This is a genomic window from Geovibrio sp. ADMFC3, from assembly GCF_054687035.1.
In genome coordinates this window covers 774,380-793,944 of record NZ_BAAFZG010000002.1, presented here as the reverse complement: position 1 = coordinate 793,944, position 19,565 = coordinate 774,380, and the positions used below count along the sequence as shown (strand labels likewise).

Genomic DNA, 19,565 nt, shown 5'->3' with positions numbered 1-19,565 from the left:
TTACCTACTTGCTGAAAAGTCTTTTCAACCTGCCTGCGAGAGAAGCGTCTTCAATAACCAATGGAATAATATGCTCTCTCAGAGCGGCGTTTTTTCTGATATTGGGAACAACAACTGAGACAGCATTAAGATAATGCATATCAAGACTGCTGTCCAGTCTTTGAGTGCTTATTCCGTTTTCCATCAGTTTTGATATGAAGTTACGGATGATAGCGTTAAGCACTGTGATGTTCCTGGCGTTTTTAGCAAGTATATCCTGAATGCTCTGTTTTTTTGTTAAAAAGTCGCGCATATTTTTGTCAGTAAGATGTTTTTTCGCAAATGACCTGTATTTGCCCAGACTGTGTCCCAGAACATGAACCATGAGCAGGTTGAAATAATGAATAAAGAAAACATACTTATATTCAGCTACAGGGTCTGACTGCAGAGAACCTGAGCCAATTGAGGGTCTTTCCGGCAAAACAGACAGCACATCCTCATTGATCCATCCCCACAGAAGCTTGGAAAAATCATCCAGCTCCATAAGAACGTCTCCGTCAAGAATGTCAAAATTTTCAATTTCAAGGCTGGCTTTGTCCATCAACTACCTCATATAAAATCACATCCCCTTTACAGTTTCGGGAATATGGGAAAGACAATTATACGTATAAAAACAGAGAATGGAAGAAAATTAAGAAGGACAGAGGGGGGCAGTTGAAATAAAATTTATTGTCCTGTGATAACTTAGAAAATCTTGAAGAGCCGTTGAAAGTCCTGTATAAGAACACTATGGCAGAGCTGATAAGTGATTTCGATAAACTTTTTACGATAAATACAAAAATTACTCTCATTGTAAATGACGGTGACTATGCCGGCAGTTACGACTCCAGAGTGGAGGACTTTGATAAAGACGGGAGTATTCTTGCCGCTATGCCTTCCAGCGGAGGGATTCCTGTTCCGCTTATTCCGGGAACAAAGGCTGAAGTCAGCTTCATGGGTCCTGACAGCCGCTACAGGTTTGACACTGCGGTTCAGGGAAGGGTAAAAACAGGTTCCATCTATTTTCTTAAGCTCCGTAAACCGGAAACAATGGAACGTAATCAGCTTCGGGACTTTTTCAGGGTTTCCACCAGAATAAAGGGGAGCATTTCCCTCTATCATCCTCTTGCACAAGGCGAAAAAACCAGTCAGGCATATGACACACGGGACTGTTTAATTGTTGACCTCTCCGGAGGCGGGTGTCGGCTTATCACCGAAGCGGAGGCGGCTAAGGGGCAGCATGTAAGTGTGGATCTGTCTGATATTCTTGGCAAAGGAGTGGTTCTTCAGGGCAAAGTGATACGCACTGTGCGCCTTGAGGGTAAGAACCAGATCAGCGTTGAATTCCGCTTTAAAAAAGAGTCGGAGCGCAACCCTCTCATCAAATATGTTTTTAAGCGCCAGATAGAACTTAAACAGATTCGGGGATAGATTTCTTTAGCTCAAAGCTTAACTTAAGCAGCTGCTCTGGTGTGAGTTTCTTCGGATGCTTGAACAGCACCTTCGGCGGATTATCAAACAGGCGCATCCGTATGCCTTCAAATTCGTCTCTCAAGGTGTTCTCCGCCCTTTCAACAGCTCTCAGCTTATCCTTTGTTATTGTGCCGTTTATCCTTGTCGCCACACAGGAGTCATTGGGAAATTTCCAGCCGTCTGCTATAAGCGGAGCTATGACTTTGTTGACGTATTCCTTGCCGAGTTCATTGTCCAGCAGGGGGGAGACTACGCCGTATTCGATGATAGCCGCCATACCCGGACGGTATTCTTTTGTGTCTTCTATATTTGTACCGTCAAAAATATGTTCAATTCCTTTTTCGATGGCTGTTTCTGTTATGGATTTCAGAATCTCCTTTTTGCAGACATAGCATCTGTTAGGTTTATTTTCCAGAAATTCATCTGTAATATTAAGCTTTTTGGAGATCCACTGAACACCGAGACGGGAGGCTGTTTTACGTGCGTTTTCCACCTGATACCAAAAGATGTGGGGCGATTCCATCGTTACAGCAATGACATTTTCCGCACCAAGATACTCCACCGCCATCATAAGAACCGCCGTACTGTCCGCCCCGCCACTGAAAGCGACTACTGCCTGATCAAATTTTTCAAAATACCGATTCAATAAAACCGCCGCCAAGCAGCACCTCTTTTTCATATATCGCTGCAACCTGTCCGGGTGCAGGCGAAAGTTGTGGTTCATCAAACAGCAGTGCTGCTTTTCCTTCCGGAAGGATCTCAAGAGTGCAGGGCGCTTCCTGCATCCTGTAGCGGAGCCGTGCTTTGGCTCGGCGTATATATCTGCTTGAATCTGCAAAAACGCAATCCTTCAGCTTTACGCCCCTTCGTGCAGACTCCTCTTTTATTCCAAGATGCACATCACCGCTTTTTGGATCAATAGCGCTGACGTATAAAGGTTCATGATAACCTATGCCGAGCCCTTTTCGCTGTCCGACTGTGTAGAAAACAATGCCGTCATGCTCTTTAAGAGGTTTCCCGTCAAGGATGAAGTTTCCTTTCCTAACGTCTTTTTCTTTCAGCTTGCTTCTGAGATAATCTCTGTAGTCCTGACCCATCAGGAAACATACATCCTGACTGTCCTTTTTTTCTGCTACGGTCAGTCCGTATTTTTTAGCGAGTTCACGGGTTTGATCCTTTGTCATTTCACCCAGAGGAAAACGTATTACCTCAAGCTGATATGGCTCCATAAGCGAAAGGTAGTAGGACTGATCCTTTTTTGTGTCCGCACCTTTAGCCACGAGCTTTTTTCCGTCTTTTTCAACTATTCTTGCATAGTGCCCTGAAACGAGTGCGCTACAGCCTTCGGACATCATTTCACGGTAAAGATAATTAAACTTTGCCCCGTGGTTGCAGTGGCAGCAGGGGTTAGGGGTTTTGCCCAGCTTATATGTGCGTATGAAGTAGGATATTACATCCTCTCCGAAGAATTTGCGGTAATCTGCCGCATACCATTTAATTCCGAGCTGTTTAGCACATTTTTCAGCATCTTCAAGGGCCTGCTCCTGCCCGTCAAAAAGGTGCAGGGTAACGCCTGTAACGTCGTAACCCTGTTCAAGCATAAGCATTGCACAGGTTGTACTGTCAACGCCGCCGCTCATAGCCACCATTACTTTTTCTTTCATGTATTTTCCTTTCTTTACTTTTTCGGTACGGAATGTTAGCACTTATTATGAACACTATGTATTAAAAGGGATTTGATGAAAGTTTCAACAGTTATTTTCGATTTTGGCGGTGTAATCGCTGAGGAAGGCTGGGCAAAAGGAATAAGGGTCATTGCAGGTAAATGCGGTCATGAGCCCGAAAGCTTCTTTGAACTCTGCGTGCAGGCAATCACTGAAACAGGCTTCTGCGTGGGAAAGGTGGATGAATATGGTTACTGGGACTATGTGAAAAAACAGATCAGTGTGCCTATGAGTGTTGAAGAGCTTAAGGCGGAGATACTCCCACGCTTTGTTGTACGTCCTTATGTGATTGAACTTGCTGAAAAACTTGGCAAAAACTACAGGACAGCTATCCTGAGCGATCAGACGCACTGGCTGGATGAATTAAATGCCAGAGACAGCTTTTTCGGAAGCTTTCATCATGTTTTTAACTCTTATCATGACGGAAACAGCAAACAGAGTCCGTCATATTTCACAGAAACATGTAATAAGCTGAACATTTTTCCGCAGGAAGCGGTGTTTATTGATGATAATAAGGGAAATATCGCCCGTGCGCTCGGCGTGGGGATGAATGCCGTACTGTATGAAACCTTTGAACAGGCGGCTGGTGAACTTAAAAAATATGTGGAAATTTAATACGGAGGTTGCTTATGTTCAAAATTTCTAAGGCAGACACGGCACTTATAGTGATTGATGTTCAGGAAAGGCTCACTCCCGCAATGGACCCCAAGGTTTACGAGCGTATCAGAAACAACATAATCAAGCTTATAAAGGGGTTTAAGATCATCGGTTCTCCGGTACTTGTAACGCAGCAGTACACAAAAGGTCTAGGCAATACTGTCAGTGAGATTACTGCTGAAGCAGGAAACGATTTTTTTGAGAAAGTAACATTCTCATGCTGCGGCGAGAAAGCGTTTGTGGAAGAACTGAAAAATAAAGGAATCCGGAATGTTGTGCTTGCAGGAATGGAAACACACGTATGCGTGTTGCAGACAGCGGTGGATCTTCTTGAAGCCGGTTTCGGCGTCCACGTTGTTGCGGACTCTGTATGCTCCCGTGCAAAGTTTAACTGGGAAATAGGTCTCAGATTCATGGAGAAGGCCGGTGCTGTCGTTACCATTTCTGAGACAGTTTTGTTCCAGCTTCTCGGAGCGGCAGGCACACCTGAATTTAAAGAAGTTTCAAAGCTTATAAAGTAATGAGTTCATTATCCGGCCTTCTGCCGGGTACAGACAACATCAGGCAGAAGGCGTGTTAAAAAAACTTTACATACACTTTCATCTTTCCTCTTTCCAAAAATCAGAATTTTAGAATAAGATAAATAATGTCAAATATGCTACTGATGTTTTTAATGTTCCTCGTGATGATCTCATGGGGCGGTTCATGGATAAACGCTAAAATCCTTGTGCGCTACGCTGCACCGGATCAGCTTATCTTCTGGCGTTTTGCCCTTACAAGCCTTACACTTATCCCCGTTATGATTGTTCTGAAAGAAGGATTCCGTTTCCGCAGAACAGGTTTTTTTGCCGCACTGTCTGGAGCTGTTCTTCTTCTTGTATATAATTTTTTCTTTTTCATGGGGCTTAAAAAAGGACTGGCAAGTGTTGGCGGAGTGCTTACCACCACGCTTATTCCCGCCGCAACTTATCTTATAAACAAGCTTATCAACCGTGATGGTTTTATGGGGAAGGACATTGTAGGGCTTTCCATAGGTGCTGTAGGCGCAGGATTCATCCTGAGAATATGGGAAATGGACTGGTATGCACTGTTTCACAGCGGAAATGTATTTTTTCTGCTTGCTGCTGCGACATGGGCTGCGCTCACAAACCTGAGTTCAAGGGTGAGAACCATTCTTTCCCCCATCGGTTTTAACTTCTATCTGTCTCTGTTTACAACGATATTTGTATTTGCTTACATGAAGGGAGATGTGGGGAGTATTTCGTCTTTTGACGGGATCTTCTGGCTCAATCTTTTTATGCTCGCAGTCTTCGCAACCACTTTCGGAACTTCAGTGTATTTTTTATGTGCCACTAAGCTTGGATCTGACAAGGCAAGCTCATTTGTGTTCCTTGTTCCGGTGAGCGCACTCATATTCAGTATGGTATTTCTTGGTGAAAAGGTTGCATGGAGTACATTTGTCGGCGGCGGTATAGCTCTGTGTGCTGTTTATTTGATCAACAAGAAAGTTAAAGCCTCTTAAGCCGACAAATATCCTTTTCCTACCGTGTCAATTCAGCAGACTTTGATGACTTTAGCTCCGGTTATCCGCAGAAGCTCCTGTGGTGTTATTTTATAGATAGAATAGGGAGAGCCCGCTGCTGACCATATTTCATCAAATGTTGTGAGTGTTCCATCCAGAAAAACGATCGGCTCTTCTTTGTGTGCGATTGCCGGAACTCCGCCGATTACATACCCTGTTTTTTCTCTGACAAAATCAGCGTCTGCTTTGTCTGGTTTTTCTCCCAGATGGTCACGTATCAGCTTTGTATCGACCCTGTTCACACCACTTGTTATGACGAGGACAGCTTTATCTGCCTTTTTTGCTCTGAAAACAATGGATTTAGCAATCTGTGCCAGATCGCATCCTGCTGCGTCTGCCGCTTCCTGAGATGTTTTGGTGGATTGTGAGAATGTAAGAACTTCTGTGTCCACTCCCATATCTTTGAGAGCCTGTGTGACTTTTGCTACGCTGTCCTGCGGTTTTTTCATGTTACGCCTTCATTGTTTTTGATTATATTTATCATAAGTTTGAGGGTTTTAAAAGATCTAAGGATTTAAGAAAATAAAAAAAAGCCCGCTTCCGAAAAAGAAGCGGGCTTCGATGTTTTTAAGTCTGAAAGATTAGAACTCAGTGTCCAGAAGCATTTTTCTGATGTTCATAATTGCTTCTGTGGGGTTGAGTTCTTTGGGGCATGCCTCTACGCAGTTGTAGATTGTGTGGCATCTCCAAACGCCGTGCTTATCGTTAAGGATAGGCAGACGCTCCTCAGCACCTTCATCCCTAGAGTCAGCGAGATATCTCCATGCTCTGAGGAAAGCGTTGGGTCCGAGGTATTTTTTATCAGCCCAGTATGAGGGGCATGAGGATGAACAGCATCCGCATGCGATACACTCATAAAGACCGTCAAGTTTCTTCCTGTCTTCAGGAGACTGGTAGATTTCCTTGTCGGGGTTGGGTGATTTTCTTATGAGGTAAGGTTTAACTGTGATGAATTTCGCGAAGAAATCATCAACGTCAACCACGAGGTCCCTCATAACGTTCATACCGGGAAGCGGCTGAAGCACTATGTGATCACTGCCGAGGTCTTCAACCTTAGTCATGCAGGAAAGCATGTTTACACCGTTTACGTTGATACCGTCAGAGCCGCAAACACCTTCACGGCATGATCTGCGGTAAGTAAACGTGGGATCCTGCTCCCATTTTATCTGGTTGAGGGCGTCAAGCATAAGATAACCGGGTCTTCTCAGCTCGACTTCATATGTTTTGTAGTACGGTTCCTTGTCTTTATCGGGATCGTACCTGAATATTTCGAATGTAACCTTCTTCATTATCTCAGACCTCCCGAATTAATATACTCTGGCTTTAGGCGGGAAAGGCTCAACAGTAAGCGGCTGCATGCGCACTTTTCTGTAGTCCACCCTCGGAGTTTTGCCGTCTTCTTCAAGGTACACTTCTGTGTGTTTGAGGAAGTTAGCGTCGTCCCTGTCGGGATAGTCATCCCTGTAGTGACCGCCTCTTGATTCTTTTCTTGCCAGAGCAGCTTTAGCAGCAGCTTTTGCAACGAGAATCATGTTGTTAAGCTCAAGAGCTTCAATGAGGTCGAGGTTGTAAACGGAAGATTTGTCCACAACTCTGAAGTCATCCATTTTTGCTTCAAGTTTATCAAGAACTTCAAGAGCCTCTGTCATAAGCGCTTCAGTTCTGAACACGCCAACGTTGGTCTGCATGATTCTTGTAAGCTCTTCCCAAACCGGTCCGAAAGTGTTTGTACCGTTTGAGTTAGCAAATTTCTGCATTGTAGCCAGACCTTCTTTGCCTGCGTCTTCAACGAGGTCAACGAAGGGGTTTTCCTGAGCGAACTTAGCCGCCTGCTCACCCGCTGTACGTCCGAAGACAACAAGGTCAAGCAGTGAGTTCGTTCCGAGCCTGTTTGCACCGTGTACGGAAGCGGAAGCACATTCGCCGGCAGCAAAGAAGCCGGGTACGAATTCTTCGCCGTCCATATTGCCTTTAATAACCTGAGTGAGGTAGCCTGTGGGGATACCGCCGTTCTGGTAGTGGGCAGTGGGTACAACGGGGATAGGTTCTTTAGTACAGTCAGCACCGGCGAAAACGAGTGAAAGCTCGTGGATACCGGGGAGTTTTTCAAGGATAGCTTCGATACCGATGTGGTCGATTTTGAGGAGGATATGGTCAGCCTTGGGACCGACGCCTCTTCCGTCAAGAATCTCTTTCATCATGGAGCGTGAAACTATATCTCTGGGTGCGAGGTCTTTAATGGTGGGCGCATAGCGCTCCATAAAGCGTTCACCGTCTTTGTTAAGGAGGATACCGCCTTCACCGCGCACGCCTTCTGTGATAAGGTTGCCCGCACCGTAGATTCCTGTCGGGTGGAACTGGAAGAATTCAGCGTCAGACCAGCTGAAGCCTTTTCTGAGAGCCAGAGCAAGACCGTCACCGGTGTTTATGTGGGCGTTTGAGTTTGTCTGGTAGATACGGCAGTTACCGCCTGTGGCGAAGATAATCGCTTTAGCGTGGAATATGTGGAATTCTCCGTTCTGGATGTCATAGCAGAGAACGCCGTTAACTGTACCGTTGTTTACGAGAAGTTCGAGGGCATAGAACTCGCTGTAGAAGTGCGTTCCCTGCTCAACTGATTTCTCATAAAGGTTCTGGAGCATAGCGTGACCTGTTCTGTCAGCAGCATAACATGCTCTTTTAACAGGTCTTTTACCGAATTCGGCAGTGTGTCCGCCGAAGGGACGCTGTGCGATTTTTCCGTCCGGAGTACGGCTGAAAGGCAGACCGATATGCTCAAGAGCGATGATCATCTCGGGTGCTTTTCTAGTCATGTATTCGGCTGCGTCCTGATCCGCAAGATAGTCGCTGCCTTTAACAGTATCGAACATGTGCCAGTGCCAGTGGTCTTCTTCAAGGTTGCCGAGGGAAGCGGAAATACCGCCCTGAGCAGAGATCGTGTGGCTTCTTGTGGGGTAAACTTCCGAGATAACGGCAGTTTTTACATGCTGTGACGCAACCTGAGCCGCATTGAGCCCTGCGCCGCCGGCACCCACGACAACCACATCGAACTTGTGATATTCAACTTTAACAGACATAGGTAATACCTCTTGTAATTTTTAAATCAGATGACTTTGATCGCCAGAACCGCAAGAGTGATTCCGACTATCCAGTATGCGCCGAGGATTATACCTCTCCAGCCTGCGCTTGAGACATAGTCATCGGTAATCATCTTAAATCCGTTGAAAGTGTGGAAAAGACCGAAAGCGATAACAGGTGCCAGAACAGCCTGCATCATACCGTATTCTCCGCCCTTCATCATGGAGAAGAAGTGCATAAGAACAACAAGGATGAGTATTACGCCGGAAATTCTCTGCATGAGCCATGCAAAAGTTCCGGTGTTGCTTGAACCCATAAATTTGTAATTGTCCATTAGTTTTCCTCCTTAGCTGAAGATCGGGATCGCGCCGATCACTGTTATGACGATGGTTATGAAAACCACTGCCATGAAGTATTTGGAGAAGTTTTCCCTGTGGGCACCTGCTCCGAACTCCATAAGGATGATCCTCACGCCGTTAAAAGCGTGAAACGAGAAGCTCACGAGGAACAGAGCTTTCACAACTGAGGCGCCAGTAACTGATGAAAGAGCGGAAACAGTTCCTGAAACGCCCAGAATGTGCATAATAAGGTAAGCACCGATTATAACCCCAGTTATACGGTGCAGCAGCCATGCGACCATTCCGGTGTGCTTGCGGTACCCGGTTTTCTTCGGGTAGGTAACAAGGTCTTTCCTTGGCATTGTACACTCCTGTCGTAGTTATTAAAACAAACGATGTTAAATTATTCCAAAAAATTACTATCATAATTAGCCCATCATGTCAAACCATATTGTATATTGTATACATTCGACACCCGCAACGGACTGTATGTTTGGAATGTTTAACAATGCTATAGTATAATATGAAAAAAATAAACCCTGTTATAAAACTAGTTGGAAAGTATGATAATAGGGGGGGTCTGTTATGAACGAGGAGTACAAAAACTTAATTTGACAGGCTTCACGGGTTATCAGGTGCTTTTTTATATTAACGGATAAACATAAAAAAGAAATATTGAGTAGATAATGGAAATAAAAATCATTGATTATTTTTTGTTTTGAAAATTAGGAGGGAAGGATTGTTCCTTCCCTCCCGGCTGATTAAACATTAAAAGCTTCGACCTGAGTGTCCAGATCTGCTGCCTGTCTCTGAAGATCTCCAACCGTGTTTGCCACTTCTGAAATGGCTATGGAGCTTTCCTCAAGCCCTTTGGCGGCGATCTGGATATTGCTGTTGATGGACTGAATAGTCATGGACTGCTCGTTCACTGCTGCTCCGATGAGGCTGTTTGCATGCCCTGCATCATTTACGCTGTCGATAACTTCTTCAAACACACTGCCCATTTCTTCTGCGGCGTAAGTGCCTTTTTCAACACTCTTTGCTGCAATGTTCATGTTGTTTGATGCTTCGTCGGTTTCCTGAGTCAGTCTTGATATTATGCTGTCTACCTGATTGATAGCCTGTTGTGTTTTCTCCGCAAGCTTGCGTACTTCATCAGCCACCACGGCAAAGCCTCTGCCAGCATCTCCTGCTCTGGCGGCTTCTATGGCAGCATTGAGTGCGAGGAGGTTTGTCTGATCCGCTATATCGTTTATTACTGTCAGGATATTGCTGATCTCTTTCGATGATTCGGTTAAACCGTTTATTGTGCCTGCCAGTTTTTCTGTCTCTTTTTTTATGGACTCATTTGAGGTAAAAAGATCTCTCAGTTTTGTTTTACCTTTTTCCACGCTTTTTATTGCATGATTGTTTTTATCAAGAGCTATACGGAGGTTTTCCAGAACTTCCTGAGAAGAAGCAGACATCTCCTCCATTGCCCCTGCGGCATTGTTCATCTGCTCGTTCTGCGATTCAAAAGTTGAGGAGAGTTCTTCTGCGGCTGCCGAAAGTTCACTGCTGGCTGCGGCAACGCTTGCTGAACTGAGTTTTACCATTTTCATCGCATCCGATGTTTTTTCGGTCAGCATATTCTGAACATTGATGATTGATGTTATCTCGCATCCTTTTCCTGTGCTGTCTGAACCCTGCGATATTGCGGCAAAATGGAGAAGCTTGTCCGTTGTTTTCTGGAGTGAGCCTATCAGCTTTCTGACATTTATAATTAATGAGAAGGCGAGGAACCCGACCAGAACTGTTATCAGGACTATGATAGAAATATTAAGCACTGTGTTGCGTTTCGATTCTGCGTCAATGATCTGTTTGACATTAATCATGCTCTCCTCCACGGCTTTTTCAAGTCCGTGGACACTTCTTCTCATTTCACCCAGTAACCCGCTGTCAGGCGTGAGCCCCAATTCTGTTTCAGCTTTTACAAGCTGGTGAAATCTGTTCTGATATTCTTTGCTGAGGCGCAGGAATTCCTCATCACTGCCTATGCCATTCTCTTGTGCCCGATTGATAAGAGTTTGGAATGCTTCATCAAATTTTTCGCTGAATTCGGTTTTTTTGCTGTGAAGAAAACTTTTTTCATCGTTTTTAAGCATCAGCAGAGCATTATTGGTGTTCAAAGAATTTTTTAAAACAGGGAGGTTTTCAAGCTCTCCTGATGAATTTTCAAGTCCTTTCAGGAGCCCTTCTGCTTCTGTAAGTCCTATTTTTTGTTTGAGTTCAACTATTTTGTCAAAAGATTGTTCATAAACGTCCAGAGAACTAATAAAGGATTCAACGGATGCGTCTTTCAGCATTGAGTTGAGATCGTCCAGCAGAGAACGGGTATGTGCGATCTCTTGTTTGAATTTTTCCACATTCCCCATGCTGCTTCTTGTCAGAAAATCCTTTTCGTGCCTTCGGAGTTCAAGCACGCTTGTGGCTGTTTCAAGCAGAGTACGCTCCTGATTGAAGAGAAGTCCGGATTTGTTGATATAAACCTGTGTGCTTATGAATATCAGCACGAAACCAGTTAAGGCTATTATGCCCAAACCGGTTATTTTCTGTTTGAGTGAAAGATTCTTAATCATGTTTTCTCCCTGCCTTAATATTGCTTCTGTCATGATAGCGGCAGACGTATCGATTTGTGTGTATAAGTAATCATATACTTTGTCCGCAGGATTTCAAATGTTCATGTAATTTATTTTTATTTTTTATTTGCGGGGTCTATACTTTAGTTATACAGGAGGCTGTATGAGCTTTGATATAAACAGGGAAGAGATGAATTTTCTTCTGGAAACAGCAAGAAATGCTGTTAAATCTTCGCTGGATAACAGCCCGTTTATTATTCCGCCCCTGCCGGAGGGGCTTAATTTTAAAAGCGGCTGTTTTGTTACGCTCCATATGAATGGAGTGCTTAGAGGATGTATAGGCAACTTCCGCAGTGATGTGAACATAGTAAAAAACGTTGCGGATATGGCTATTCAGGCAGCTTTGCAGGATCCTCGCTTTCCTTCTGTTTCAGCAGGCGAGTTTGATTCTCTTGAGTTTGAAATATCAGTGCTTTCACCGATGATTCCCATAAAATCAGTTGAAGAGGCAGAGGTGGGTAGAGATGGTCTTTACGTTGTGAAAGGCTTTAACCGGGGCGTACTTCTTCCGCAGGTGGCAACTGAGTACGGGTGGGATAAGTATGAATTTATATCTCATACATGCGCTAAGGCAGGGCTGCCTTATGACGCATGGAAAACTGATAAAATAGATCTTTACCGCTTTGAGGCGGCAGTCTTCGGCGAAAAATCCGTTTAACACATCATTTTCTTGAAGAAATCCATGAAATATGCTTTTATTAATATTTCCTTTTTGGCTTTACGGTTTTAAATTTTCCGTATGGCATAAGGGCTGTAGGCGGCAAACCGACAGGAGCATGTTTTTCACCGGCTATGGAGGTAGAAATGTCAAGTTTGGTTGGAAATTACGGGCGTTATGACGTTGCGTTCGTGAGAGGGAACGGCTGCTTTCTCTATGATGAAGCAGGAAGAGAGTATCTTGATTTCGGATGCGGAATCAGCGTTGTGAGCCTTGGTCACTGCAATCCTGCTGTTACGGAAGCCGTGACACGACAGGCGCAGACCCTTATACACACTTCCAACCTCTACCGAAACCCCGTACAGGAAGAACTGGGCAGGCGGCTCAGTGAACTTTCCTTCGGCGGCAAGGTATTTTTCTGCAATTCCGGAGCTGAAGCTAATGAAGCTGCTTTGAAGATTGCCAGAATATATGGAAACAAAAAACACGACGGTTTACGCTATAAAGTGATCTCGATGAAAAATTCGTTTCACGGCAGAACCTTCGCTACTCTCTCCGCCACAGGGCAGGAGAAGATACATAAAGGCTTTGAGCCTGTAGCGGACTGGTTTGTCCATGTTCCGTACAACGATTTTGATGCAGTGGATAAGGTATGCGCAAAGGGTGATGTTGTTGCTGTTATCCTTGAGCTTGTTCAGGGTGAGGGGGGCGTCTGCCCCGTTGAGAAGGGGTATCTTGAACGCCTCCGCTCATACTGCGACAAAAAAGGGATTCTGCTTATCTATGATGAAATCCAGACTGCCATGGGCAGGATGGGGCATATCTTCGGGTATGAGCATTTCGGAGTGGCTCCGGATATTCTCACCACTGCTAAGGCTCTGGGCAATGGTGTACCCATCGGTGCTGTTATCGCAAAGGCTGAATATGCAGATTACCTTGTTCCCGGAACTCACGGAACAACATTCGGCGGAAACTACCTTGCGTGCGCCGCAGGAAACGCCGTGCTTGATGTGCTAACCGCTGACGGCTTTCTGGAAAGTGTGCGTGAAAAAGGTACTTACTTTAAGGAAAGGCTCAAATCAATTTTTGGAGATAAAGTTGTTGATGTTCGTGGAGCCGGGCTGATGATTGGTGTTCAGTTCCATGAAAGATCAGCGGATTTTGTGAAAGCCTGCCTCGCAGAAGGGCTGCTTGTCATCCCCGCAGGGCATGAAACAGTGAGGATTTATCCTCCGGTTAATATAGACAGAGAAAATCTTGACAAGGGTCTTGCGATTATTGAAAAAGTCCTTGCGGGAGGTAGATTTTGAAAAGAGACTTTCTTACCCTTAGGGACTGGAGTTCCGAAGACCTTAAAAAACTTGTGGACAATGCTATACAGCTGAAAAAAGAGAGGAAAGAGGGCAAAAAACACCACCTTCTTGAAGGTAAAAAGATTGCCCTGATTTTTGAAAAATCCTCAACCCGTACCCGTGTTTCTTTTGAAGTGGGGATGTACGAGCTTGGAGGATATCCTCTTTTTTTGAGCCGTAATGATATACAGATAGGGCGTGGGGAAAGCATAAAAGATACTGCGCGCAACCTGTCCCGTTATGTTGACGGAATAATGATCCGTACTTTTGAACACTCTAAGCTTACAGATTTGGCAAAATATGCGTCTGTTCCTGTCATCAACGGACTTACGGATGACTTCCATCCTTGTCAGGTGCTTGCGGATGTTATGACAATCTATGAAATATTCGGCACTTACAAGGTTAAGGTCGCATATATTGGTGACGGAAACAACATGGCGAACTCATGGCTTTACGGTGCGGCAAAATTCGGGATAGATTTTTCCGTTGCAACTCCCGAAGGCTATGAATGCCTTCCTGCGGCGGTGGAAGGGGCAAAAAAAGTTGCCGAATCCACCGGAGCGAAGATAGAAACTCTGCGTGATCCTTTTGAAGCGGTAAAAGGCGCAGATGTGATCTATACTGATGTGTGGGCGAGCATGGGCGAGGAAGATCAGCTTGAAGGGCGCAAAAGTATTTTTGCTCCTTATCAGGTGAATGAGAAGCTTATGAAAGCAACCGGCAAAAAAACCTATTTCATGCACTGCCTTCCCGCTCATTTGGGGGAGGAGGTAACGGAGGATGTATTCGAGTCTGAGGTTTCCGTTGTGTTTGATGAGGCAGAAAACAGACTTCATGCCCAGAAGGCCGTAATGGTTGAACTTATGGGCGGTAATAAATAATTTAAACGCATACTCTTGCGGAGGATAATAACATGAGCAGAGACAAAATAGTTCTTGCCTATTCCGGCGGTCTGGACACTTCTGTAATTCTTAAATGGCTTCAGCTGAAAGGCTATGACGTGGTTGCATATGTTGCGGATCTCGGTCAGATAGACGATGTTGCTCCTATTAAGGAAAAAGCCCTCAACTCAGGTGCTGTGGATTTCCACTGCCTTGATCTCAAAGAAGAATTTGTTAAAGATTATGTGTACACATCAATAAAATTCAACGCTCTGTACGAAGGACGCTACCTTCTCGGCACATCGCTTGCCAGACCCCTAATCGCAAAAGGTATGGTTGAAGTCGCTCAGAAAACAGGTGCTAAATTTCTTGCTCACGGCGCAACAGGCAAAGGAAACGATCAGGTTCGCTTTGAACTCGCTGCTGCCGCTCTTGATCCTTCTCTTACTACAATAGTTCCCTGGAGAATTCCCGAATTCTTCAACAAAATAAAAGGACGTCAGGAAGCTATGGACTTTGCTCAGGAACACGGCATCCCTGTAAAGGCAACAAAAAGCCAGCCGTGGAGCAGTGATGATAACCTTATGCACATAAGCTTTGAGGCGGGCGTCCTTGAAGATCCGGCTAACAGACCTCCTAAGGAAATGTTTGAATATTCCGTTGATCCTAAAGACGCACCCGATCAGGCAGAAGTAATCGAACTTGAATTTGAAAAAGGTGAGGCAGTAAAACTTAACGGCAAAACACTCAGCCCTGCAAATATGCTTGTTGAACTTAACAAACTCGGCGGTAAACACGGCATCGGACGTGTTGACATGGTCGAAAGCAGATATGTGGGAATGAAATCCAGAGGCGTTTATGAAACTCCCGGCGGAACAATACTCATGGCTGCCCACAGAGACCTTGAGGCGCTTACCCTTGACGGTTCTGTAATCAACCTCAAGGAAACACTCATGCCCCGTTTCGCAAGCCTTGTTTATAACGGCTACTGGTTCTCAAGCGAAATGGAATGCCTTAAGGCTCTCCTTGAAAAATCTCAGGAATACGTTACAGGTACTGTCCGCCTTGAGCTTTATAAAGGCAACGTAATCTGCATCGGCAGAGAGTCAAAATACTCCATGTACAATATGATGGTTGTTTCTATGGATGATGATAAAGGTGCATACGACCAGACAGATGCAGTAGGCTTTATCAAGCTCCACGCTCTTCCTCTTAAGGCTCACGCCGCAAGAGCGAAAAAATAAGGGAGTGCAGATGTATTTTCAGGATGTAATCTTAAGTCTTCAGAAATACTGGTGCGATAAGGGCTGTGTGCTTTACCAGCCCTATGATATTGAAGTTGGTGCGGGTACGTTTAACCCCGCCACCTTCCTTTACTGCCTCGGACCTGAACCGTGGAATGTTGCTTATGTTGAGCCCAGCCGCCGCCCCACAGACGGACGTTACGGCGAAAACCCCAACAGACTTCAGCATTATTATCAGTTTCAGGTTCTTCTTAAGCCTTCACCTGATAATATTCAGGATCTGTATCTGGACAGTCTGCGTAATCTGGGAATCAAACCGGAAGAGCACGACATCCGCTTTGTTGAGGATGACTGGGAATCTCCCACCCTCGGTGCTTGGGGGCTTGGATGGGAAGTATGGCTGGACGGTATGGAAATTACGCAGTTCACCTATTTTCAGCAGGCGGGGGGGATAGACCTCAAACCTGTTTCCGGTGAGATAACCTACGGTCTGGAAAGGATCACCATGTACCTCCAGGGTGTGGAATCCGTCTATGACCTTAAATGGAACAAAGACGTAACATACGGCGAAGTTTATCATAATAATGAGGTTCAGTATTCAAGGCACAACTTTGAGGTTGCGGATACGGACATGCTGTTCAAACTTTTCGAGATGTACGAGAAAGAGTGCATCAGAATAGTTGAGTCAGGTCTGCCGCTTCCGGCTTATGACTACTGCCTTAAATGCTCGCATACATTCAACTTGCTTGATGCACGCAACGCAATAAGCGTAACGGAGAGAACAGGCTACATAGGCAGAGTCCGCAACCTTGCGAAACTCTGCGCTGAAAGCTACCTCGCCATGCGTGAGAGTATGGGTTTTCCGAGGCTGAAAGAGAAATAGATATAATTAAGCCCCTCTTAGAGGGGCTTTTTTGTATTATAAGTATTTGCCTGTCTTTATGATTTTCTTCTGCTATACCTCTATAAGCGATTCATAAGGTATGTTAAAATCTTTGTGCAGATTCCTTATCATGTTGATGCTCAGGTTTCTTTTGCCTTTTAAAACTTCACTGACTCTGTTGTGTCCGCCTAGTGACGGAGCTATATCACTGTTGGTAAGCCCCATTTGCTCCATACGAAATTTTATTGCTTCCACAGGGGAAGGGGCGCTTATGGGGAACTGCTCTTGTTCATATTTCTCTGCAAGAATGGAGAGGATTTCCAGCTCATCAATATTTTCCTGTGTTTCAGGCATATCCATAAGAATATCTATTTTTCTCAGGCAGTTGCTGTAATCTTCTTCTGTTCTTATCGGTTTCATCTTACACCTCTGCGGCGTTAATTTTGTCATACTCTTTGTGGGTTCCTATAAAGCGTATGTAGATAAGCCCAACAGTATAATGTATTTTGACTATAAGCCTGTATTTGTTCCCGCATATATTAAAAATTACTCTGTTGCCGGCTATCAAGCTTGCACTTCTGTATCTGTCTTTTATACAGTTGAAGCTGTTCCATTTCGCCTGTTTTGCTTCAAAAAACCATGCTTCAAGGGCATTTTTACTATCAGGATGCAGAGTATAGAAGTCTATTATGGTTTTCCGGGCAATTATTCTCATAAATAAAAATATAATGAAGCATTGGGGATGTCAACAGTATTTTCCCAAAATGGGAAAATACTGTTGAGTGTTGAAATATAATTATACTTCTTACTCTGCCGGGCAGGTCTTGAGGGCTTCCATGCTTTTGCCTGTGGCGTTGAAGGTAAACTCCTTGCTGCCGTCAGTTGACTTGCCGAAGTTTTCCACAGCGTATTTCACAAGAATGGGCATTACCTCGCTGAGCTTGTCTTCACTGTCTTCAATGAAGATTTTTCCCTGCCAGAGCGGCTGCTCATTAGTTTTATCCTTGGCAAAAAGCTTTACATCGAGGAACTTAACGAAGTCATCCCTTGAGGAAGAACCTATCCCTGTGCCTAGGAAAGTTCCGAGAGAGAGTCCCGTTCCGAAGCTTCCTGCTCCGACACCCACACCAAAGCGGGCTTTGGGTTCCTCATCCTTGCCTCTTAAAATTCCGAAGGATGGTGAAATCATATATTCAGGTGACTTGGTGTTTCTCTCCCATCCTATGCAGGCGAGTTGATTCTCAAGAATTGCCACGTACCCCATAGCTTCAAGATCTGTCTTTATGTCCTGTGAAAGCACAAAGTCATATGTCTTTGCAGGGTACTTATCCAGTCCGCCGTATCCGGTTACATTAACAGTGTATGAAGTGCATCCGAAAAGAACGGATAGTATCAGCATTATAAACAGAAGTCTGTGCATACATGTCTCCCAGTTTGTAATTTACTGTTAATTATAAAGTTAGACATGGCGTATTTATACGCAAGTGAAATTTACCTTAAAGCTAATTCAGGCAGGAACTCCGAAGGTGAGCATCCGGTACATGCTGTGTACGAAAGTGACCACCAGTATGAGAAATGTAATGATATTTATGTCTGTGGCGTATGGAGCAATTTTATCGGAAGGCAGGCGTTTTTTTCTGCGGTCATGATCCATTCTGTAGCGGGCAATCTTGTTAACAACGAAAACAGCGGCGGTAAGGGCAATAAGCAGGAAGCTCCCTATTTTGTAATATGCGTATATAGATGTTACTGCAAGGAAAATAACGACCATCACACCCCTCCGTTATTGTTATTTATAGAAAATGAGAGGTGTGATGTCAAAGGCTTTATCTGTATTTTTCAGACAGGAAGTCAAGTTTTGCCACAAGGCTTCTGACATTATTATCAAGTTCGTTTATTGCTTCTTCTATTCCTGATTTGTTATTACTCTTAAGTCTGCTCATTATTTCATTGCCTAGTTTATGAACACCTTCGTGGGGCTTTGCCAGAGCCTGAAAGTCAGGGTCTTTGCCGAAGAGTTCCATCCCCTTGCCGAAATAGAATTTTCCGAATCCGCATGTGGTATGATCCGGAAGCTGGATTGTGGTTCCGTTCTGGAAGCAGTCAAATATACGCTTCATAAATGCTATGTGGGCTATTTTTGCAGTTACGAAGTAGAAACCTTTGCTGGTGTAAGTGAGCTTGGCGTATTTCTCTGCAATGCCGTTGAGGCTTCCGGTGAGGTGATTTGCATCAGACATCAGCTCTGTCACAACTTCGTTAGTGTGTTCTGAACCGCGGGCCACATTCTCAACACTGCCTGCTATCTCCTCTGTTGTTGCGCTTTGTTCTTCTATTGCGGCGGATATGCTGCCTATTGAGCTGTTGAGATCTTCAACGGCGGCGTTAATTGTGTGGAAGCTTTCAAAAGCGTTTTCAGTGCAGCTTTTCTGAACAGCCACAGAGTCGATAACTCCCTGTGCGCCTTCGGATACTATGCGGATATTTGACTGCATTTCCTTGACCATGTTTTCTATCTCTTTAGTGGAGTTCTGCGTCCTTTCGGCAAGCTTGCGCACTTCGTCGGCGACAACGGCAAATCCTCTCCCTGCTTCGCCGGCTCTTGCTGCCTCAATTGCTGCGTTAAGGGCAAGAAGGTTTGTCTGGTCGGATATATCATTGATAACAGAGATAACATTGCCGATTTTATTGGCATTTTCCGTGAGCTTGGAAACTTCTCCGCCAAGATCGCTTATTATACCGTTTATGCTTTCCATTGAAGCTTTGGATTCCTGTATTGCTTTTGTTCCGTGCTGTGCCATCTCGACACTTTGTGCCGCTTTCATGGAGGAGTCGTTTACGCTCATTGCAATATCGCTAATGGCAATACGCATCTGTGCGCTGGCGGTTGCGACTTGTGTTGCCATTGTCATGTTTTCGTCAACAGATTCACGCACCTTTATGACAGCCATGGAGACAGGCATTGTTTTCTCCGCTGCTTCACCTATACGGTAGAGTGT

General features: G+C 44.8%; 23 protein-coding genes and 1 pseudogene. 9 read left to right on the top strand and 15 right to left on the bottom strand.

Translation table 11 applies throughout. The features are described 5' to 3' along the window. Window positions 1-4: 4 nt before the first annotated feature. On the bottom strand, window positions 5-580 hold the full coding sequence (locus ACYRYY_RS04115; RefSeq protein ID WP_460214251.1) for a hypothetical protein: 576 nt from the start codon (window positions 578-580) through the stop codon (window positions 5-7). A gap of 188 nt (window positions 581-768) precedes the next feature. On the opposite strand from ACYRYY_RS04115, the gene ACYRYY_RS04110 reads away from it, so the two are divergent. Continuing rightward, window positions 769-1,449, top strand: coding sequence for a flagellar brake protein (locus tag ACYRYY_RS04110; RefSeq protein WP_460214250.1), 681 nt, complete (start codon window positions 769-771; stop codon window positions 1,447-1,449). Here ACYRYY_RS04110 and larE read toward each other — a convergent pair. Together larE and mnmA are read right to left on the bottom strand one after the other, a co-directional pair. After that, on the bottom strand, window positions 1,430-2,137 hold the full coding sequence (gene larE, locus ACYRYY_RS04105; protein ID WP_460214249.1) for an ATP-dependent sacrificial sulfur transferase LarE: 708 nt from the start codon (window positions 2,135-2,137) through the stop codon (window positions 1,430-1,432). The two genes, ACYRYY_RS04110 and larE, sit on opposite strands and share 20 nt — an antisense overlap. After that, complete coding sequence (gene mnmA / locus ACYRYY_RS04100; protein WP_460214248.1) at window positions 2,121-3,197, bottom strand: tRNA 2-thiouridine(34) synthase MnmA; 1,077 nt, start codon at window positions 3,195-3,197, stop codon at window positions 2,121-2,123. Before mnmA ends, larE begins: the two co-directional genes overlap by 17 nt. A gap of 33 nt (window positions 3,198-3,230) precedes the next feature. Here mnmA and ACYRYY_RS04095 point away from each other — a divergent pair, with 33 nt between their 5' ends. The 3 genes from ACYRYY_RS04095 (at window position 3,231) to ACYRYY_RS04085 (ending at window position 5,394) form a co-directional block, all read left to right on the top strand. Beyond that, a complete protein-coding gene (locus ACYRYY_RS04095; RefSeq protein WP_460214246.1) occupies window positions 3,231-3,830 on the top strand; it encodes an HAD-IA family hydrolase in 600 nt (199 codons plus the stop codon). Window positions 3,831-3,844: 14 nt separating this feature from the next. Beyond that, entirely contained in the window at window positions 3,845-4,393 is a 549-nt protein-coding gene (locus ACYRYY_RS04090) for a hydrolase (protein ID WP_460214245.1), read from the top strand. A 152-nt stretch (window positions 4,394-4,545) separates the two neighbouring features. Beyond that, window positions 4,546-5,394: a DMT family transporter gene (locus ACYRYY_RS04085; RefSeq protein ID WP_460214244.1), complete on the top strand. Its 849-nt coding sequence runs from the start codon at window positions 4,546-4,548 to the stop codon at window positions 5,392-5,394. 32 nt (window positions 5,395-5,426) lie between these two features. Here ACYRYY_RS04085 and ACYRYY_RS04080 read toward each other — a convergent pair whose 3' ends face one another. The 6 genes from ACYRYY_RS04080 to ACYRYY_RS04055 form a co-directional block, all read right to left on the bottom strand. Next, entirely contained in the window at window positions 5,427-5,903 is a 477-nt protein-coding gene (locus ACYRYY_RS04080; RefSeq protein WP_460214242.1) for a YbaK/EbsC family protein, read from the bottom strand. 132 nt (window positions 5,904-6,035) lie between these two features. Next, on the bottom strand, window positions 6,036-6,743 hold the full coding sequence (locus ACYRYY_RS04075; RefSeq protein WP_460214241.1) for a succinate dehydrogenase iron-sulfur subunit: 708 nt from the start codon (window positions 6,741-6,743) through the stop codon (window positions 6,036-6,038). An 18-nt stretch (window positions 6,744-6,761) separates the two neighbouring features. Beyond that, window positions 6,762-8,531, bottom strand: a complete 1,770-nt coding sequence (gene sdhA / locus ACYRYY_RS04070; RefSeq protein WP_460214239.1) for a succinate dehydrogenase flavoprotein subunit — start codon at window positions 8,529-8,531, stop codon at window positions 6,762-6,764. 26 nt (window positions 8,532-8,557) lie between these two features. After that, window positions 8,558-8,866: a succinate dehydrogenase, hydrophobic membrane anchor protein gene (locus ACYRYY_RS04065; protein ID WP_460214238.1), complete on the bottom strand. Its 309-nt coding sequence runs from the start codon at window positions 8,864-8,866 to the stop codon at window positions 8,558-8,560. A gap of 12 nt (window positions 8,867-8,878) precedes the next feature. After that, window positions 8,879-9,232 (bottom strand): succinate dehydrogenase, cytochrome b556 subunit, encoded by a 354-nt coding sequence (gene sdhC / locus ACYRYY_RS04060; protein WP_460214237.1) that lies wholly within the window; start codon window positions 9,230-9,232, stop codon window positions 8,879-8,881. A 399-nt stretch (window positions 9,233-9,631) separates the two neighbouring features. Continuing rightward, window positions 9,632-11,488, bottom strand: coding sequence for a methyl-accepting chemotaxis protein (locus ACYRYY_RS04055; protein ID WP_460214236.1), 1,857 nt, complete (start codon window positions 11,486-11,488; stop codon window positions 9,632-9,634). Between the two features lie 163 nt (window positions 11,489-11,651). On the opposite strand from ACYRYY_RS04055, the gene amrA reads away from it, so the two are divergent. The 5 genes from amrA to glyQ all read left to right on the top strand — a co-directional run bounded on the left by amrA (window position 11,652) and on the right by glyQ (window position 16,566). Further along, entirely contained in the window at window positions 11,652-12,206 is a 555-nt protein-coding gene (gene amrA / locus ACYRYY_RS04050; protein WP_460214235.1) for an AmmeMemoRadiSam system protein A, read from the top strand. A gap of 146 nt (window positions 12,207-12,352) precedes the next feature. Continuing rightward, a complete protein-coding gene (locus ACYRYY_RS04045; protein WP_460214234.1) occupies window positions 12,353-13,516 on the top strand; it encodes an aspartate aminotransferase family protein in 1,164 nt (387 codons plus the stop codon). Then, complete coding sequence (gene argF / locus ACYRYY_RS04040) at window positions 13,513-14,439, top strand: ornithine carbamoyltransferase (protein WP_460214233.1); 927 nt, start codon at window positions 13,513-13,515, stop codon at window positions 14,437-14,439. The genes ACYRYY_RS04045 and argF overlap by 4 nt, the downstream gene beginning before the upstream one ends. 32 nt (window positions 14,440-14,471) lie before the next feature. Continuing rightward, window positions 14,472-15,683 carry an argininosuccinate synthase gene (locus tag ACYRYY_RS04035; RefSeq protein ID WP_460214232.1) on the top strand — a complete coding sequence of 404 codons (1,212 nt, stop codon included), beginning with the start codon at window positions 14,472-14,474 and terminating at the stop codon, window positions 15,681-15,683. A gap of 10 nt (window positions 15,684-15,693) precedes the next feature. Then, window positions 15,694-16,566, top strand: a complete 873-nt coding sequence (gene glyQ / locus ACYRYY_RS04030; protein WP_460214231.1) for a glycine--tRNA ligase subunit alpha — start codon at window positions 15,694-15,696, stop codon at window positions 16,564-16,566. Between the two features lie 72 nt (window positions 16,567-16,638). Here glyQ and ACYRYY_RS04025 read toward each other — a convergent pair whose 3' ends face one another. The 6 genes and pseudogenes from ACYRYY_RS04025 to ACYRYY_RS04000 form a co-directional block, all read right to left on the bottom strand. Beyond that, window positions 16,639-16,986 carry a helix-turn-helix domain-containing protein gene (locus ACYRYY_RS04025; protein ID WP_460214230.1) on the bottom strand — a complete coding sequence of 116 codons (348 nt, stop codon included), beginning with the start codon at window positions 16,984-16,986 and terminating at the stop codon, window positions 16,639-16,641. Between the two features lies 1 nt (window position 16,987). Next, complete coding sequence (locus ACYRYY_RS04020) at window positions 16,988-17,281, bottom strand: type II toxin-antitoxin system HigB family toxin (RefSeq protein WP_460214229.1); 294 nt, start codon at window positions 17,279-17,281, stop codon at window positions 16,988-16,990. A 90-nt stretch (window positions 17,282-17,371) separates the two neighbouring features. After that, window positions 17,372-17,986 carry a DUF4136 domain-containing protein gene (locus ACYRYY_RS04015; protein WP_460214228.1) on the bottom strand — a complete coding sequence of 205 codons (615 nt, stop codon included), beginning with the start codon at window positions 17,984-17,986 and terminating at the stop codon, window positions 17,372-17,374. 87 nt (window positions 17,987-18,073) lie between these two features. Next, window positions 18,074-18,337: a hypothetical protein gene (locus ACYRYY_RS04010; protein WP_460214227.1), complete on the bottom strand. Its 264-nt coding sequence runs from the start codon at window positions 18,335-18,337 to the stop codon at window positions 18,074-18,076. A 55-nt stretch (window positions 18,338-18,392) separates the two neighbouring features. Beyond that, complete coding sequence (locus ACYRYY_RS04005; protein WP_460216454.1) at window positions 18,393-18,686, bottom strand: CZB domain-containing protein; 294 nt, start codon at window positions 18,684-18,686, stop codon at window positions 18,393-18,395. Between the two features lie 219 nt (window positions 18,687-18,905). Next, a pseudogene (locus tag ACYRYY_RS04000) lies at window positions 18,906-19,367 on the bottom strand (methyl-accepting chemotaxis protein); the annotation flags it as partial. Window positions 19,368-19,565: the final 198 nt, after the last annotated feature.

Coding starts and splice junctions, on each gene's coding strand:
- ACYRYY_RS04115 (WP_460214251.1), bottom strand. CDS start 580: ATGGACAAAGCCAGCCTTGAAATTGAAAATTTTGACATTCTTGACGGA.
- ACYRYY_RS04110 (WP_460214250.1), top strand. CDS start 769: ATGGCAGAGCTGATAAGTGATTTCGATAAACTTTTTACGATAAATACA.
- ACYRYY_RS04095 (WP_460214246.1), top strand. CDS start 3,231: ATGAAAGTTTCAACAGTTATTTTCGATTTTGGCGGTGTAATCGCTGAG.
- ACYRYY_RS04090 (WP_460214245.1), top strand. CDS start 3,845: ATGTTCAAAATTTCTAAGGCAGACACGGCACTTATAGTGATTGATGTT.
- ACYRYY_RS04085 (WP_460214244.1), top strand. CDS start 4,546: ATGTTCCTCGTGATGATCTCATGGGGCGGTTCATGGATAAACGCTAAA.
- ACYRYY_RS04080 (WP_460214242.1), bottom strand. CDS start 5,903: ATGAAAAAACCGCAGGACAGCGTAGCAAAAGTCACACAGGCTCTCAAA.
- ACYRYY_RS04075 (WP_460214241.1), bottom strand. CDS start 6,743: ATGAAGAAGGTTACATTCGAAATATTCAGGTACGATCCCGATAAAGAC.
- sdhA (WP_460214239.1), bottom strand. CDS start 8,531: ATGTCTGTTAAAGTTGAATATCACAAGTTCGATGTGGTTGTCGTGGGT.
- ACYRYY_RS04065 (WP_460214238.1), bottom strand. CDS start 8,866: ATGGACAATTACAAATTTATGGGTTCAAGCAACACCGGAACTTTTGCA.
- sdhC (WP_460214237.1), bottom strand. CDS start 9,232: ATGCCAAGGAAAGACCTTGTTACCTACCCGAAGAAAACCGGGTACCGC.
- ACYRYY_RS04055 (WP_460214236.1), bottom strand. CDS start 11,488: ATGATTAAGAATCTTTCACTCAAACAGAAAATAACCGGTTTGGGCATA.
- amrA (WP_460214235.1), top strand. CDS start 11,652: ATGAGCTTTGATATAAACAGGGAAGAGATGAATTTTCTTCTGGAAACA.
- ACYRYY_RS04045 (WP_460214234.1), top strand. CDS start 12,353: ATGTCAAGTTTGGTTGGAAATTACGGGCGTTATGACGTTGCGTTCGTG.
- ACYRYY_RS04035 (WP_460214232.1), top strand. CDS start 14,472: ATGAGCAGAGACAAAATAGTTCTTGCCTATTCCGGCGGTCTGGACACT.
- glyQ (WP_460214231.1), top strand. CDS start 15,694: ATGTATTTTCAGGATGTAATCTTAAGTCTTCAGAAATACTGGTGCGAT.
- ACYRYY_RS04025 (WP_460214230.1), bottom strand. CDS start 16,986: ATGAAACCGATAAGAACAGAAGAAGATTACAGCAACTGCCTGAGAAAA.
- ACYRYY_RS04020 (WP_460214229.1), bottom strand. CDS start 17,281: ATGAGAATAATTGCCCGGAAAACCATAATAGACTTCTATACTCTGCAT.
- ACYRYY_RS04015 (WP_460214228.1), bottom strand. CDS start 17,986: ATGCACAGACTTCTGTTTATAATGCTGATACTATCCGTTCTTTTCGGA.
- ACYRYY_RS04010 (WP_460214227.1), bottom strand. CDS start 18,337: ATGGTCGTTATTTTCCTTGCAGTAACATCTATATACGCATATTACAAA.
- ACYRYY_RS04005 (WP_460216454.1), bottom strand. CDS start 18,686: ATGAAGCGTATATTTGACTGCTTCCAGAACGGAACCACAATCCAGCTT.